Origin of the sequence: Clostridium mediterraneense, from assembly GCF_900091705.1 — a bacterium.
GTDB classification, from domain to species: domain Bacteria; phylum Bacillota; class Clostridia; order Clostridiales; family Clostridiaceae; genus Sarcina; species Sarcina mediterraneense.
Genome location: NZ_LT594785.1, coordinates 1,827,323 through 1,841,998, shown reverse-complemented (window position 1 = coordinate 1,841,998; position 14,676 = coordinate 1,827,323). Strand labels below are relative to the sequence as shown.

14 protein-coding genes are annotated in these 14,676 nt (G+C 25.8%); all 14 read left to right on the top strand.

Going from position 1 to position 14,676, the window contains the following annotated elements; genetic code table 11:
• Positions 1–8: 8 nt before the first annotated feature.
• From BN8917_RS10675 to BN8917_RS10610, 14 genes are read left to right on the top strand one after another with little or no spacing between them, the layout of a single operon-like run.
• The gene (locus tag BN8917_RS10675) at positions 9–668 is read left to right on the top strand and encodes a CpsD/CapB family tyrosine-protein kinase (protein WP_084748603.1); all 660 of its coding nucleotides are present in this window, start codon (positions 9–11) and stop codon (positions 666–668) included.
• A 28-nt stretch (positions 669–696) separates the two neighbouring features.
• Positions 697–2,598 (top strand): polysaccharide biosynthesis protein, encoded by a 1,902-nt coding sequence (locus BN8917_RS10670; RefSeq protein WP_066874246.1) that lies wholly within the window; start codon positions 697–699, stop codon positions 2,596–2,598.
• 31 nt (positions 2,599–2,629) lie between these two features.
• Positions 2,630–3,772, top strand: coding sequence for a DegT/DnrJ/EryC1/StrS family aminotransferase (locus BN8917_RS10665; RefSeq protein WP_066874244.1), 1,143 nt, complete (start codon positions 2,630–2,632; stop codon positions 3,770–3,772).
• 18 nt (positions 3,773–3,790) lie between these two features.
• The gene (locus BN8917_RS10660) at positions 3,791–4,408 is read left to right on the top strand and encodes a sugar transferase (RefSeq protein WP_066874242.1); all 618 of its coding nucleotides are present in this window, start codon (positions 3,791–3,793) and stop codon (positions 4,406–4,408) included.
• Positions 4,409–4,410: 2 nt separating this feature from the next.
• Positions 4,411–5,046, top strand: coding sequence for an acetyltransferase (locus BN8917_RS10655; RefSeq protein ID WP_066874240.1), 636 nt, complete (start codon positions 4,411–4,413; stop codon positions 5,044–5,046).
• Between the two features lie 18 nt (positions 5,047–5,064).
• Entirely contained in the window at positions 5,065–6,261 is a 1,197-nt protein-coding gene (locus BN8917_RS10650) for a glycosyltransferase family 4 protein (protein ID WP_066874237.1), read from the top strand.
• Between the two features lie 14 nt (positions 6,262–6,275).
• The gene (locus BN8917_RS10645) at positions 6,276–7,325 is read left to right on the top strand and encodes a polysaccharide biosynthesis protein (RefSeq protein ID WP_066874235.1); all 1,050 of its coding nucleotides are present in this window, start codon (positions 6,276–6,278) and stop codon (positions 7,323–7,325) included.
• Between the two features lie 11 nt (positions 7,326–7,336).
• The gene (locus tag BN8917_RS10640) at positions 7,337–8,446 is read left to right on the top strand and encodes a polysaccharide biosynthesis C-terminal domain-containing protein (RefSeq protein ID WP_066874234.1); all 1,110 of its coding nucleotides are present in this window, start codon (positions 7,337–7,339) and stop codon (positions 8,444–8,446) included.
• Positions 8,447–9,571, top strand: a complete 1,125-nt coding sequence (gene wecB / locus BN8917_RS10635) for a non-hydrolyzing UDP-N-acetylglucosamine 2-epimerase (RefSeq protein WP_066874232.1) — start codon at positions 8,447–8,449, stop codon at positions 9,569–9,571.
• A gap of 1 nt (position 9,572) precedes the next feature.
• The gene (locus BN8917_RS10630; RefSeq protein WP_066874230.1) at positions 9,573–10,778 is read left to right on the top strand and encodes a glycosyltransferase; all 1,206 of its coding nucleotides are present in this window, start codon (positions 9,573–9,575) and stop codon (positions 10,776–10,778) included.
• Positions 10,779–10,792: 14 nt separating this feature from the next.
• On the top strand, positions 10,793–11,626 hold the full coding sequence (locus BN8917_RS10625) for a glycosyltransferase (protein WP_066874228.1): 834 nt from the start codon (positions 10,793–10,795) through the stop codon (positions 11,624–11,626).
• Positions 11,627–11,636: 10 nt separating this feature from the next.
• Positions 11,637–12,911 carry an O-antigen polymerase gene (locus BN8917_RS10620; RefSeq protein ID WP_066874226.1) on the top strand — a complete coding sequence of 425 codons (1,275 nt, stop codon included), beginning with the start codon at positions 11,637–11,639 and terminating at the stop codon, positions 12,909–12,911.
• Positions 12,895–13,605 carry a glycosyltransferase family 32 protein gene (locus BN8917_RS10615; RefSeq protein ID WP_066874224.1) on the top strand — a complete coding sequence of 237 codons (711 nt, stop codon included), beginning with the start codon at positions 12,895–12,897 and terminating at the stop codon, positions 13,603–13,605. Before BN8917_RS10620 ends, BN8917_RS10615 begins: the two co-directional genes overlap by 17 nt.
• Positions 13,602–14,675: a polysaccharide pyruvyl transferase family protein gene (locus BN8917_RS10610; RefSeq protein ID WP_159426740.1), complete on the top strand. Its 1,074-nt coding sequence runs from the start codon at positions 13,602–13,604 to the stop codon at positions 14,673–14,675. The genes BN8917_RS10615 and BN8917_RS10610 overlap by 4 nt, the downstream gene beginning before the upstream one ends.
• The last annotated feature ends 1 nt before the right edge of the window (position 14,676 follow it).

The following is a 14,676-nucleotide window of genomic DNA, read 5'->3' as shown; positions in this document are numbered from 1 at the left end:
GGGATAAAGTGTTTATAGTTCAAAGTGATCCAAAATCAGTAGGGGCGGAAGCTTACAAGACTTTAAGGACTAATATACAATATTCGTCCTTTGATAAAAATGCACAAGTTATTATAGTAACTAGTTCTCAACCAGGAGAAGGTAAGTCAACAACATCAGGTAATTTAGCTCTTTCAATAGCTCAGGATGGTAAGAAAACTATACTTATAGATTGTGATTTAAGAAAACCAACAGTACATAAAAAATTTGGTATAACTAATAGTTCAGGTCTTTCAGAAGTTATGGTAGGAAAAGCTGAATTAAAGGATACTATGAAAGAGTTTAATAAATATTTAACAATAATAACTTCAGGGAAGATTCCACCAAATCCTTCAGAAATGCTTGGTAGTAAAAATATGCAAAAACTTTTAGAGGAGTTAAGAAGGCATTATGATTGTATAATTCTTGATACACCACCAGTACTTGCTGTAACAGATGCTCAAATTCTTTCAAGAAGTGCTGATGGGATGGTTTTAGTTATTAGGGCTGGACATACAAAGAAAGATATAGTTATAAAAGCTAAAAAGCAGATAGAAAATGTAGGTGGAAAAATAATAGGAACAGTATTAAATGCTGTAGATAGTAAAAATGGTAGAAATAATTACTACTATTATTATGGTGAAAAATAAAATTTAATAATAAAAAGGGGATAGGAATTTGAGTTATTTTAAAAGGTTCTTTGATAATGGTAAAAAGATAAGAAGTACTCTTTTATTCTTTGCTGATATAATTGCTATTAATTTAGCTTTAATGTTTAGTTTTTATATTAGATATGAAAGTTTTATTCCAGAAATTCATAAGAGCGAATTTAAAAGTGTTAGTGGGATACTTCTTTTAAGTTATCTTATTCCCCTTATATCTTTTAAAATGTATAGAAGTCTATGGAGAAATGCAGGTTTTGATGAATTTGTTAGAGCTTCTATGGCAGTAGCTATAGGTATTTTAGCTAGTAATTTATTAATATTAATTAAAGGAACAGCAATTCCACTTGTAATAATTTGGGCTACAGGGATATTAATTTATTTAGCTGTTATAGGATCAAGACTTTCTTACAGAATAATAAGAAGATTAACTCTTTTTGGAAGTATATTCTTAGAAAAAGATTATAAAAAAGTTCTTATTATAGGAGCAGGTGCTTATGCACATCTTATTATAGATGAAATGCAAAAAGATAGAGAAAATAATTTAAGACCAGTAGCAATTATAGATGATAATCCAGAGAAGTTAAATACTTATTTAAAAGGATTAAGGGTATTAGGAAATAGAAATCAAATTGAAGAAATAGTTAATAGAGAAGAAATAGATATGATAGTAATTGCTATTTCATCAATAGATGGAAAAAGTAAAAAAGAAATTATAGAAATTTGTAAAAGAACTAAAGTGAAAACAAAGATAGTTCCAGCAATAGGTGAGATGATAGAAGGAAAAGCTTCTATTAAAACTATGAGGGATATCGATTTAAGAGATTTACTAGGAAGAGATGAAATAAAACTTGATAAAGCTGGAATAGATAGTTATATAAAAGGAAAAAGAGTTTTAGTTACAGGTGGTGGAGGTTCAATTGGTTCAGAACTTTGTCGTCAGATATCTAAATTTAATCCAAGTCTGCTACTTATTCTAGATAATTATGAAAATAATGCTTATGAAATTGAAAATGAATTAAATAGGAATAAACCAAATTTAAATAAAAGAACAATTATAGCTACAGTGAGGGAAAAGGACAGAATAAGAGAAATCTTTGAAGAATATAAACCAGAGGTTGTTTTCCATGCTGCGGCTCATAAACACGTCCCTTTAATGGAGTTTTCTCCTAGTGAGGCAATAAAAAACAATGCTAAGGGTACATTAAATGTTGCAGAGCTTGCTCTTAAATATGAAGTGGAAAAATTTGTTCTTATTTCTACAGATAAAGCTGTTAATCCAACAAATATTATGGGAGCAACAAAAAGGCTTTGTGAAATGGTTATTCAGGGAATGCAAGCTGAAAGTAAAAAGCTTGGAAAGAAAACAGAATTTGCAGCAGTTAGATTTGGAAATGTTCTTGGAAGTAATGGTTCAGTTATTCCACTTTTCAAAAAGCAAATAGCTGCTGGAGGGCCAGTTACATTAACTCATGAAAATATAACAAGATATTTTATGCTTATTCCAGAAGCAGTTCAATTAGTTCTTCAAGCTGGGGCCTTTGCAACAGGTGGAGAAATATTTGTATTAGATATGGGAGAGCCAGTAAAAATTTATGATCTTGCTAGAGATTTAATAAGATTAAGTGGTTTTGAACCTGATAAAGATATAGAAATAAAAGTTACAGGGCTTAGACCAGGAGAAAAACTTTATGAAGAACTTCTTATGGATGAAGAAGGTTTAGAAAAAACAAAGCATGAAAAAATATTTATTGGTAAACCAGGTGATTTTGATATTAAAGAAATTGAACTTAAGATAGATGAATTAATAAAAATTGGTGAAGAAGTAAGTAAAGAAGAATTAAAAGATAAGATGGCAGATATTGTTCCAACATATATAAGGGAAACAGAAAATATGGTGGCAATAACTGAGGAGTAAAATTAAATTAGTATTTTAATAAGGGGAAAAAATGAGTAAAAGAATATATTTATCCTCACCACATATGGGGGGAACAGAACAAAAATATGTTAATGAAGCTTTTGAAACAAATTGGATAGCACCACTTGGTCCAAATGTAAATGAATTTGAAAAAGTAGTTGCTAATTATGTTGGAGTTAAAGATGCTGCAGCGCTAACTTCTGGAACAGCAGCAATACATTTAGCTTTAAAGGCCATAGGAGTAAAACAAGATGATTTAGTTTTTTGTTCAAGTTTAACTTTTGCAGCTAGTTGTAATCCGATTATTTATGAAGGCGCTATTCCGGTATTTATAGATTCAGAACCAGATAGTTATAATATGAGTCCAAAAGCTCTTGAGAAAGCTTTTAAATATTGTGAAGAAATAAATAAGATGCCTAAAGCTGTTATTATAGTTAATCTTTATGGTCAAAGTGCTGATATGTATCCATTAATAGAACTTTGTAAAAAATATAATGTTCAAATTATAGAGGATGCGGCAGAAAGTCTAGGAGCTACTTATAATGGAAAGAAAAGTGGAACTTTTGGTGATTACGGGATATTTTCGTTTAACGGAAATAAGATAATAACTACATCAGGTGGTGGAATGTTAGTTTCTAATGATGAAGAAGCTATAAAGAAAGTAAGATTTTGGTCAACACAAGCCAGAGAAAATAAACCTTATTATGAACATAAAGAATTAGGTTTTAATTATAGAATGAGTAATGTAGTTGCAGGAATTGGTAGGGGACAGATGGAGGTTCTTGAACAAAGAATTAAAAAGAAAAAAGAGATATTTACTCTATATAAAGAAGCTTTTAAAGAAATATTACAGCTAAAAATGGCTAAAGAAATGGATTATGGTCAGTCAAATTATTGGTTATCTATAATGACAGTTGATGAAAAGTCAGAAGTTAAACCAAAAGATATAATAGAAGTTTTAGAAAATAATAATATAGAAGCAAGACATATATGGAAGCCAATGCATATGCAACCATATTATAAGGAATATAAATTCTTTAATCATAATGATGAAAATGAAGAATCAATAAGTCAAAAAGTATTTAGAAATGGAATTTGTCTTCCTAGTGATACTAAGATGACTATTGAAGAACAAAAAAAAGTAATAAATTTAATAAAAGATTTATTTAACTAATTTTTAGGGGAGTTAGTTTTGAAAAATAAGAAAGTCAGTAGAACTATAAAAAGATTATTTGATATAGTTGCAGCTTTAGGGGGATTAATAGTTTTATCTCCAATAATTTTAATAGTAGCTATATTAGTAAAAACTAATTTAGGAAGTCCTATAATTTTTACTCAAGAAAGAATAGGAAAAGACAATAAAAAATTTAAGATGATGAAATTTAGATCTATGAAAAATGCAACAGATAAAAATGGAGAGTTACTTTCAGATGAACAAAGACTAACTAAGTTTGGGAAAGTATTAAGAAGTTTAAGTTTAGATGAACTTCCTGAACTTATAAATATTTTAAAAGGTGAAATGAGTTTAATTGGACCAAGACCATTACTTGTAGAATATCTTCCATTATATAGTGAAAGACAATTAAAGAGACATGATGTTACTCCAGGATTAACAGGATGGGCACAGATAAATGGAAGAAATTCATTAAGTTGGAAGGCTAAGTTTGAACTTGATATTTATTATGTAGAAAATTGGTCTTTATATTTGGATATAAAAATTTTCTTTATGACTTTTGGAAAGTTATTTAAAAGAGAAGGAATAAGTCAAGAAGGAAATGTAACAATGGAGAAGTTTACAGGAGAAAATTAAATATGAAAGACTTAATAATTATTGGTGCAGGAGGAGTTGGAAGAGAAACTGCATGGATAATAGAACAAATAAACGAAGAAAAAGAGACCTATAATATTTTAGGATTTATAGATGCTGATAAAGAGATATGGGGAAAAGATATAAATGGATATAGGTGTTTAGGTGACTTAGAGTATATTTTAAATAGTAAATATAGGGGAGAAGTTGTAGTTTCTATTGCTAATTATAAAGTAAAGAAATTTATAGTTAATCAATTAAAAAAAAATAATATAAAATATGCAACTATAATTCATCCAAAAGTTAAAATACCTAAAACAACAAGAATAGGTATAGGAACCATAGTATATGAAGGTGCAATAATAAGTCCTAATGTAATCATAGGAAATCATGTAATAATAAGTCCTAAAGTAGGAATAGGACATGATTCAATAATAAAAGATTATGCAAGTCTCCTTTGGAATGTAAATATATCTGGAAATGATTTGATAGAAGAAGGGGTAATGTTTGGATCAGGATCTACAATAATACAAAATAGGAAAGTTGGATGTCATTCTATTATAGGAGCAGGAGCAGTAGTAATAAAAGATATAGATAGAGATTGTACTGTAATAGGAATTCCAGCACAAAAAATATATTAGAATTATAGGAGATATGTTTTGAAAATATTATTTTTAACTTTAGTTTATTCAAAGAGTGGAAATACAATATATAGGGATCTTATGAATGAATTAGTTAAACAGGGAAATGAGGTTTCTGTAGTAACTGCATTGGAAAGAAAAGAAAAAAAAGATACTTATATAGAAATTGAGGATAATGGAATTAAGGTATTAAGAGTAAAAACACTTAATATTCAAAAGACTAATATATTTGAAAAGGGGATAAGTACATTATTAATAGAAAATATTTTTATTAAACAAATTAAAAAATATTACAACAAAGAGAAATTTGATTTAATAATATATTCTACACCACCAATAACATTTGAAAAGGTAATTAAATTTATTAAAAATAGAGATAGTGCCAAATCTTATTTATTATTAAAAGATATTTTTCCGCAGAATGCTGTTGATATGAATATATTTAGTAAAAATAGTATCTTTTATAAATTTTTTAGAAGAAAAGAAAGAAAACTGTACAGTATATCAGATTATATAGGATGCATGTCTCAAAAAAATGCAGATTATTTATTAAAGAATAATATTAATTTAAATAAGAAACAAGTAGAGATATGTCCTAATAGTATAAATCCGTCATATAGAGAATATGATAAAAAAACTAATTTAAGAGAAGCATATGGAATAACTAATAGGCAATTGTTGGTTATATATGGAGGGAATTTAGGAAGACCGCAAGGTATTGACTTTTTATTAGATATTTTAAAATCAAATAATGAGAATAAAAATATTAAGTTTATTATTATAGGAAGTGGAACAGAGGCAGAAAAACTTAAATTATTTATAAAAAATAATAAAATTAAAAATGTAATATTGAAATCTAAGTTACCTAAAGAACAATATGATGAATTAGTTAAAACAGCTGATATAGGGTTAATATTATTAGATAAAAGATTTACAATACCGAATTTTCCATCTAGATTATTAGGATATATGGATGCAGGTATTCCTATTTTAGCAGCAACAGATGTTAATACTGATGTTGGTGAAGTAATAGTAAAAAATAATTTTGGATATTGGTGTGAAAGTGGAGACTTAAATAAATTTAATGAAATATTAAATGAATGTATTAGTAATAAAGAAAAGCTTAAAGAACAAGGTAAAAATGGAAGAGTGTATTTAGAAAATAATTATACAGCAAAACATTCAGCAGATATAATAATGAAACATTTTAATTAATAGGGGGATTAATTATGTTTAAAGATAAGGTGCTTTTAATAACAGGAGGAACAGGTTCTTTTGGTCATACTGTTTTAAAAAGATTTATAGATACTGATATAAAAGAAATAAGAGTTTTTTCAAGAGATGAAAAAAAACAAGATGATATGAGAAAAAAATTAAATAATTCTAAGGTTAAGTATTATATAGGTGATGTTAGAGATTTAGATAGTATTAATTATGCTATGAAGGGTGTAGATTATGTATTCCATGCAGCGGCTTTAAAGCAAGTCCCAAGCTGTGAGTTTTATCCAATGGAAGCGGTTAAAACTAATGTTGAAGGATCAGATAATGTTTTTAAAGCAGCTTTAATGAATAATGTTGAAAAGGTAATTTTACTTAGTACAGATAAAGCAGTTTATCCTGTAAATGCAATGGGAATTTCTAAAGCAATGGCTGAAAAAGCTATGATAGCTAGAGCAAGAGGTGCTATAGATGGAGATACAGTATTCTGTGGAACTAGATATGGCAATGTTATGGCATCAAGAGGATCTGTTATCCCATTATTTGTTGAACAAATAAAGAATGGAAAGGATTTAACAATAACTGATCCAAATATGACTAGATATATGATGACTTTAGAAGAATCAGTAGATCTAGTTTTATATGCTTTTGCTAATGGTAAACAAGGAGATATGTTTGTACAAAAAGCACCAGCTTGTACAATATTTGAATTAGCTACAGCTTTAAAAGAACTATTTGATTCAAATGTAGGAATAAAAATAATAGGACCAAGACATGGAGAAAAATCTTATGAAACTTTGGTTACTAAAGAAGAGTTTGTTAAAGCTGAAGATTGTGGAAATTATTATAGAATTCCTTGTGATAATAGAGATCTTAATTATAATAAATACTTTACTGAGGGAAATGATATGATAAGAAATCAAGTTGAGTATAATTCAGATAATACAAACAGAATTGATATAGAAGGTGTTAAAGAATTACTTCTTAAATTACCATTTATTCAACAAGAATTAGACAAGTTTAATAATACTACAGAAGTAAGAGTTAAAGAACTTGTTTAGGAGGATATAATATGAAGGTTTTAGTTACTGGAGCTAATGGTTTTATAGGGAAAAATTTAATTTGTAAATTAGAAGAATTAAATAAATATGAGATTATAAAAATTGATATAAATAATTCAGAAGAAGAATTAGATAATGCTGTTAAGAAGAGTGATTTTATATTTCATCTAGCTGGAGTTAATAGACCTAAAAATGAAGATGAATTCAAAAAAGGAAATGCAGGATTAACAGATAAAATTATAAATACTTTAATAAGAGAGAATAAAAAGACTCCAATAGTAATAACTTCATCCATTCAAGCAGATTTAGATAATCCTTATGGGGTTAGTAAAAAATTAGCTGAAGAAGCTTTACTTAATTATAGAGCTAAAATAGGAGCAGAAGTTTATATTTATAGGTTACCCAATGTTTTTGGAAAATGGTGTAGACCTAATTATAATTCAGCAATAGCAACTTTTTGTAATAATATAGCTAATGGAAAAGAAGTTTGGATATCAGATAGAGAAAAGGAAATGACATTAGTTTATATAGATGATGTAATAGATAGTTTTATAGATACTATGGATTCTACTGATAAAATGAGTGGATATTTATCAGTAGAAATTGAACACAAAGCTACTTTAGGAAGAATAGTTGATTTAATAAATGAATTTAAAGATAGTAGAAAGACTTTAAATATATCTGATATGAATGATGGGCTTACAAAAAAATTATATAGCACATATTTAAGTTATTTACCTGAGGATAATTTCTCATATGAATTAAAAATGAATGTTGATAATAGAGGTTCATTTACTGAATTTATAAAAAATGAAAATATGGGACAAGTATCAGTTAATATTTCTAAACCAGGAATAACAAAGGGAAATCATTGGCATCACACTAAAAATGAGAAATTTTTAGTTGTAAGTGGTGAAGGAGTAATTAAGTTTAGAAAAGTTGGAGAGGAAAAAGTAATTGAATATAAAGTTAGTGGTGAAAAGTTAGAGGTAGTAGATATACCAGTAGGTTATACACATAGCATAATAAATACTGGTGATAGAGATATGGTAACTATAATGTGGGTTAATGAAAGATTTAATCCAGAAAAGCCAGATACTATTTATTTGGAGGTAGAATAAATGAAAAAGCTTAGAGTAATGACTATGGTTGGAACAAGACCAGAAATAATAAGACTTGCAGAAACTATAAAGAAATGTGATGAATATTTTGAACATATATTAGTTCATACAGGACAAAATTGGGATTATACATTAAATGATGTTTTCTTTAAAGAGCTTGAATTAAGAGAACCAGATCATTTCTTAGGTGTTGTAGGAAATAATCTTGGTGAAACAATGGGGAATATAATAGCAAAAAGTTACGATATATTAGTTAAAGAACAGCCAGAAGCACTTTTAATTTTAGGAGATACAAATAGTTGTCTAGCGGCTATAGCTGCTAAAAGATTAAAAATACCGGTATTTCATATGGAAGCAGGAAATAGATGTTTTGATCAAAATGTTCCAGAAGAGATAAATAGAAGAATAGTTGATGTAACAAGTGATGTTAATTTAGCTTATACAGAACATGCTAGAAGATATCTTTTAAATGAAGGCATGAGAAAAGAATATACTTTTGTAACTGGTTCACCACTTCCAGAAGTATTCCATAGATATATGGATAAGATTGATGAAAGTAAAGTCTTAGACGAACTTGGTCTTGAAAAAGGAAAGTATATTTTAGTAAGTGCTCATAGAGAAGAAAATATAGATAATGATGAAAACTTTAAGAGTTTAACAGATGCTTTAAATGCAATAGCAGAAAAGTATGATATGCCAGTAATATATTCAACTCATCCAAGAAGCTGGAAGAGAATAGAATCAATGAATATTAAGTTCCATAAAAATATACAACAATTAAAACCATTTGGATTCTATGATTATAATAAACTACAAAAAGAAAGTTTCTGTGTATTATCAGATTCAGGATCACTTGCAGAAGAATCAAATATAATGGGATTTGCAGCAGTATCAATAAGAACAAGTACAGAGAGACCTGAAGCAATAGATAAAGGATCTGTAATACTTGGAGGAATAGATTTTAATAGTATAACTCAAAGTATAGAAGTTATAACAAAACAAAAAGAAATGAGAGAAATGCTAGTTAAAGTTCATGATTATACTGATATAAATGTATCAACTAAAGTAGTTAATATAATTCAGGGGTATACAGGTATAATTAATAAGTTTATATGGGGAAAGTAATATGAATGGTGAGAAAAAACTTAAGATATTACAAATAAATTCAGTATGTGGTTTTGGAAGTACAGGGAGAATAGCAACTGATTTATATAAAGTAATAGAAGAGCAGGGACATGAATGTGTTATAGCTTATGGAAGAGGGACTGCTCCAGAAGGATATAAAACTATAAAAATAGGAAATAATTTTGATAATTATATGCATGTAGCTAAAACAAGAATTTTAGATAAGCATGGCTTTGGATCCAAAAAAGCTACTATAAAGTTTATTGAAGAAGTAAAAAAATATGATCCAGATGTAATTCATCTACATAATATTCATGGATATTATATAAATATTGAAATATTATTTAACTATTTAAAGAAATCAGGGAAGAAAATAATTTGGACATTACATGATTGTTGGACTTTTACTGGACATTGTGCATACTTTGATTATGTTGGATGTAGTAGGTGGAAAACAGGGTGTTATGAATGTCCACAAAAGAAAGAATATCCAACATCTAATTTAAAAGATAACTCTAAATGGAGCTATCAGAAGAAAAAAGAAATATTTACTTTAATAGATAAAGATAAATTAACTATAGTTACACCATCAAATTGGTTGGCAGGTTTAGTTAAGAAATCTCATTTAGGAAAATATAAAGTTGAAGTAATAAATAATGGTATAGATTTAGATATTTTTAAACCAGTAAAAAGTAATTTTAGAGAAAAATATAATATAGGAAATAAAAAAATAATACTTGGAGTTGCTAGTTATTGGGATAGAAGGAAGGGATTAAATTATTTTGTTGATCTATCGGAAAAATTAGATAAAAGTTATCAAGTAGTTATTGTTGGAGTAAGTGAAAAACAGAAAAGTAAATTACCTAATAATATAATAGTAATAAGTAGAACGAATAATGTAAATGAGCTTGTAGAAATTTATTCAGCAGCTAATATTTTTATAAATCCAACATTAGAAGATAATTTTCCTACAACAAATTTAGAGGCACTTGCTTGCGGTATACCAGTGATTACATTTTATACTGGTGGAAGTATAGAAAGTATTGATAAAAGTTGTGGATTAATTATAGATAAAAATAAATATTTTAATTTATATAGTTATATTTATAGTATAAATGTAGAAGAATTTTCAAGGGTTAATTGTACGAATAGGGCTTTATTATACAATAAAAATAATAAATATAATGAGTATACCAATTTATACTAAGGAGAGATTATAAAATGGATAGAAAAGTTTCAGTTATATTGAGCTTTTATAATGAAGACATAATGTTATTAAAGCAATCTATAGAATCTATATTAAAGCAAACTTTTAATGATTTAGAACTGATAATAATATCAGATAATCCTAAAAATTATAAGTGTATTAAATATGTAGAAGAAGTAAAAAAAATAGATTCTAGAATTATATTTATACAAAATCATACCAATAAAGGTCTAGTATATTGTTTGAATAAAGGTATAGAAATTAGCAGTGGTAAATATATAGTAAGAATGGATGCAGATGATATAAGTTATAAAAATAGAATAGAAGAACAAGTTAATTATATGGAGGATAATAATTATATTGATTTATTAGGAAGTGAAGTTGATTTAATTGATGAAGATGGTAATTTTATAAAAAGTAATATTATTAATAGAAGTAAAAAAGAAGTAAATATAATGAAAATATTATCATATGGGAATTTATTTATTCATCCTAGTATAATTTTTAGAAGAAAACTAATAGATGAAATTGGTGGGTATAGAGATGTAAAATATGCAGAAGACTATGATTTAATATTAAGATGTATAAGTAATAATAAAAGAATACGTATATTAAATAAAAGATTATTAAAATACAGGGTAAGAAAAAGTGGGGTATCTAGAAGTAACACTGATAAACAAATGATTAGTACATGCTACATAAATGAATTATATAAAAATAAAAAAATGGAAGAATTTACGAATGAGGAAAATGAACAAAGAATAAATAAAAATTTAAGTATAGTAGATAAGATAAAAATAAATAAAAATAAGATTATATTTATTATTCTATCAAAAGTTTTAAATTAAGGAGAAAAAAATGGGGTTAATTGTAGTATTAGAATGTGGATTAGGTATAGTAATTTCAAAAAAAATATATAAATGTATATTTAATCCAACGGCTATATTTAATATTTGGTGGATGATAATAAGTTTTTTATCTATTTTCGGCATATCAGGCTTAAGGGTTCCAAGAAATAGTACATATCTATATATTTTTTTATCAATATTATTTTTTAATATTGGATCCTATCTTATATATTTTATATCATCAAAAAAAATAATGAAAAATAATTTAAATAAAAAGTTAAAATTATCAATAAAAAATATTAAGGTAAAGCAATTAATTTCTTTGAATATTATATATATAATTATAATTTTTCCATATACATTTAAATCAATTAATATAATTAGGGAAAATGGATTTGAATATTTAAGGTTATTAGCATTTAATGAATCAAGTGAATTTATTAATTCAACTATGATACATGCTTTATTTCAATATATTGTTAGTCCATTTTTTTTAATAGTTTCAATATTAGGTATAATATTAAGTTTTAAAGAAAATAGATTAAATATATTATTAAAAATATCTTTTTTAAATTCAATCTTAGAAGCTATTACATTTGGAGGAAGGACTCCTATATCTAGAATAATAGAATTTTATATAATTATTTATATGTTAATTAGATTAAATAATAAAGTGAAAATAAAAATAAAAAAAAGATTTATATTAATTTTATTAATTCCAATAATTTATTTAACAATAAAACGAGGAGGAAGCAATTTTAATTTTCTAAATAACTTTGCTGTTTATTATGTAGGGAGTTTTTCTTTACTAGATATATATTTGAGTAATAGTGAATTTCTTTTCATAAATAATTATTTAACAGGAAGAGTATTTTTAGGAGGGTTAATAAATCCAATAATAGCTATATCATCAAAATTATTTAATTTTGATTATAAATTATACGGTGGAGATTATATTATAACATCTATGACAGCTATTACTCAAAATATAGGTGATGGGATATACATGAATGCAGCTCCTACATGGGTATATCATTTATTAAGAGATTTAGGAATATGGGGATTAATAATTTATCCAATAATATTTGGATTTATTGTTAATTTTATGTATTTAGTAATGCTTAGAAAAAGAAATCTTTTTAGTATAGCGATGATGGCATATTTAATATATACGATGATAAAAACTACAAGTGGATGGATGTTTCTTTTTATATCTACATGGATAGGGATGATATATCTATTTTATTTTATTAAGGGGGAAAACTTAAATGAATCAAATACCTAAAATTATTCATTATTGCTGGTTTGGAGGTAATAAAATACCAAAAGAAGCATTAAGGTGTATTAATAGTTGGAAAGAGATTATGCCTGATTATGAGTTAAAAATATGGAATGAAGAAAATTTTGATATAACATGTAATGAATTTGTTTATCAAGCTTACAATAATAAAAAATATGCATTTGTAACTGATTTTGTTAGATTATATGCTCTATATAATTATGGAGGAATTTATATGGATACTGATGTAGAAGTAATCAAGCCATTAAATAGATTTTTAAAACATAGAGCATTTACTAGTTTTGAAAATGAGTATTCTATTCCAACTGGAATGATGGCAGCATGTAAAAATAATGAATGGATAAAAATATTATTAGATTTTTATAATGATAAGGAATTTAAATTAGATGATGGTAGTATTTATAATATTCCTAATACTAGAACAATAACAGATATAACATTAAAAAATTATAATTTAAAATTAAATAATAAATATCAGGTGTTAGATAATAATATTCATATATATCCTTTTGATTACTTTTGTGCAAAGGATTGGCGAACTGGGAAGATTAATATAACTGAAAATACATATACAATTCATCATTTTATGGGCTCTTGGGTACCTAAGAAAGAAAAAGTTATAGGAAGAGTTACTTATGGAGTGAAAAGATTAATAAGGGGATGTATAAAATCAATATGAAAAATATATTAGTAATAAATGAATGTTTATCTGATAATTTAGGGGATGTAGCTATTGGTGAAAGTATTTCAACTTACTTACGCTTAAAAGGGAATAATGTAAAGTGTATAGACTATACAAAGAAGAGTAAAATTCATATTAGTAGTTATTATAAATATGAAGATAAAGATAATTTAAAAGTGAATAAGGCAAATTTAATAAAAACTAAACTAAAAGAAATATTTCCAATTATAAAGACTATCATTTGGTTTAAAAATAATAAATCAATATATAGTAAGGTTAAAAAAGAAAGTTATGATAAGGTAATAATTGGAGGAGGACAATTATTACTTTCAAATGGTTATTTTGTTCAATCATTATTACTATGGTTTATTATATCTAAAGTATACTTGAAATCAGAAGTATATTTATATGGAGTGGGAATAGGGGATAAAATTTCATTTATAGATAAAATGATATTTAAGTTAATATTACCTAAATTTAATAAAATTTATGTTAGAGATAAAAATAGTAAAGAAAAGTTAGAAAAATTAAACTTGAAAAAAGAAATAAAATTATCTCCAGATATAGTATATTATTTTAATAAAATAAATAAAAAAGAAGGATTAATCAAAAAAAAATTAATTTTAATATCAATAATGGATTATTCAATAATAAATAATATTTGTAATAGATATGATGGTGAAGAAGAATTTATGGAAGAATGGTTACGACTAGTAAGAGAAAATAATGATAAAAATTATGAGGTAAAAATATGTTATACTACTAATTCTGATAAAGATCAGGCATATAGATTTATAAAATATTGTAATGAAGTACATGGATTAAGATTCGATGTAGTAAATACAAATGACTTAGATTCATTTATAGAAATAGTATCGGTAGCAAGTAAAGTTATATCTGCTAGAATGCACGCTCTAATTTTAGCTCAAAATTATAATTGTGAAGTTATACCATTTGTATTTTCAGATAAGTTGAAATCTTTTTCTGAAGAAAATATAAATAATTTTTCTTTAGAAGAATTTCAAGAAAAGATAGATTATAGTTTTAAAGAAATATTAGGTATTTAAA